This is a genomic window from Microbispora sp. NPDC049125, assembly GCF_040802045.1.
In the GTDB taxonomy this organism is placed as follows: Bacteria; Actinomycetota; Actinomycetes; order Streptosporangiales; family Streptosporangiaceae; genus Microbispora.
Genome location: NZ_JBEZDW010000103.1, coordinates 1 through 2,215, shown reverse-complemented (window position 1 = coordinate 2,215; position 2,215 = coordinate 1). Strand labels below are relative to the sequence as shown.

Genomic DNA, 2,215 nt, shown 5'->3' with positions numbered 1-2,215 from the left:
GGCTTCGACTCCCTGACCGCGGTCGAGCTGCGCAACCACCTCAAGGCCGCGACCGGGCTCAAACTCCCCGCCACACTCGTCTTCGACTACCCCACGGTCGCCGCTCTCGCCGAGCGGTTGCGCGCGGAGCTCGTCGAGGACGGCGTGCCGGCCGTCGTGCCGCTGCTCGCCAACCTGGACCAGCTCGACACCGCTGTCTCCTCGTTCGACGAGGCGACGCGAGCGAGGGTCGCCACCCATCTGCAGGTCCTCCTCGGCAAGCTCGCCGACATCGAGGAGGCCGAGACGGAGACGGCGATCACGGAGGAACTCGAGGCCGCGTCGGACGCGGAGATCTTCGAGTTCATCGGCAGAGAGTTCGGAATTTCCTGAGATTGCGCGGATTCCCCCGAAAGGTGATGTAAGCCGTGAATGAAGACAAGCTGCGTTATTTCCTAAAAAAGGTGACGGCTGATCTCCACGAGACTCGCCGGCGGCTTCGTGAGGCCGAGGCGGGGGAGCAGGAGCCGATCGCGATCGTGGGCATGGGCTGCCGCTTCCCCGGAGGCGTGGCCACCCCGGAGGACCTTTGGCGGCTTGTCTCCGGCGGAGAGGAGGCGCTGTCCGGATTCCCCGCCGACCGGGGCTGGGACCTCGACGCGCTGTATGACTCCGACCCTGACAACCCCGGCACCAGCTACACCCGCGAGGGCGGTTTCCTCCACGAGGCGGGCCGGTTCGACCCGGCCTTCTTCGGGATCTCACCGCGTGAGGCGCTGGCGATGGACCCGCAGCAGCGGCTGGCGCTGGAGACGTCGTGGGAGGCCTTCGAGCGGGCGGGCATCGACCCGGCCTCCGTGCGCGGGGCCCGAGTGGGCGTTTTCACCGGCGTCATGTACCACGACTACGCCTCCCGCCTGCTGGCCGTGCCCGCGGAGGTCGGTGGCTACCTCAGCACCGGCACCTCTGGCAGCGTCGTCTCAGGGAGGGTCGCGTACGCCTTCGGGCTGGAGGGCCCGGCGGTGACGGTGGACACCGCGTGCTCCTCATCCCTCGTCACCCTTCATCTGGCCTGCCAGGCGCTGCGGCAGCGGGAGTGCACGATGGCCCTGGCCGGCGGAGTGACCGTGATGTCCACGCCGGACACGTTCGTGGAGTTCAGCCGCCAACGCGGGCTGGCGCCCGACGGGCGGTGCAAGGCGTTCGCGGCGGCGGCGGACGGCACGGGCTGGGGTGAGGGCGCGGGTGTGCTGCTGCTTGAGCGGCTGTCGGACGCCGAGCGCAACGGGCACCCCATCGTCGCCGTCGTCCGTGGCACCGCCGTCAACCAGGACGGCGCCAGCAATGGCCTGACCGCGCCGAACGGTCCCTCGCAGCAGCGGGTGATCTGGCAGGCGCTGGCCAACGCCGGGATCACCTCTGACCAGGTCGACGCCGTCGAGGCGCATGGCACGGGCACCACCCTGGGCGACCCGATCGAGGCGCAGGCGCTTCTTGCCACGTACGGCCAGGAGCGGGAGACGCCGCTCTATCTCGGTTCGATCAAGTCCAATTTCGGTCACACCCAGGCGGCCGCCGGGGTGGCCGGAGTGATCAAGATGATCATGGCGATGCGGCATGGGGAACTGCCGAGGACGTTGCATGTGGATGAGCCGTCGCCGCATGTGGACTGGTCGGCGGGTGCGGTGGAGTTGCTGACGGAGGCGCGGCCGTGGCCCGTGGTGGATCGTCCGAGGCGGGCGGGTGTGTCGTCGTTCGGGATGAGCGGCACGAATGCGCATGTGATTGTCGAGCAGGCGCCTGTGGTTGTGGAGCCGGTGGAGCCTGAGGTTTCGGTGGGTGGGGGAGACGCCGCTTTGGTCGCCGGGGGGGATGGTCCGGTGGCGTGGGTGGTGTCGGGTAAGAGCGAGCGGGCGTTGCGGGATCAGGCGTTGCGGTTGCGGTCGTTTGTGGGGGATCGGCCGGGGGTGTCGCCGGTGGATGTGGGTTTGTCGTTGGTTGGTTCGCGGGCGTTGTTCGATCATCGGGCGGTGGTGGTCGGTGGTGGTCGTGGGGCGTTGATGGCGGGGTTGGAGGCGCTGGCTGCTGGGGGTGTGGCGGCTGGTGTGGTGCAGGGTGTCGCTTCCGGTTCTGCGGGTTCTGGTGGGCCGGTGTTTGTGTTTCCGGGTCAGGGGTCGCAGTGGCGGGGGATGGCGGTGGAGTTGATGGGGGCTTCGCCGGTGTTTGCGGCGGGGTT

The 2,215-nt window shown here is 69.2% G+C and carries 2 protein-coding genes; both read left to right on the top strand.

Features of this window, described 5'->3' with window-relative positions; translation table 11 throughout:
• A partial coding sequence (locus tag AB0B72_RS40135) for a phosphopantetheine-binding protein (protein ID WP_367745047.1) occupies window positions 1-372 on the top strand: 372 nt, incomplete at its 5' end.
• Between the two features lie 35 nt (window positions 373-407).
• A partial coding sequence (locus tag AB0B72_RS40130) for a type I polyketide synthase (protein WP_367745046.1) occupies window positions 408-2,215 on the top strand: 1,808 nt, incomplete at its 3' end.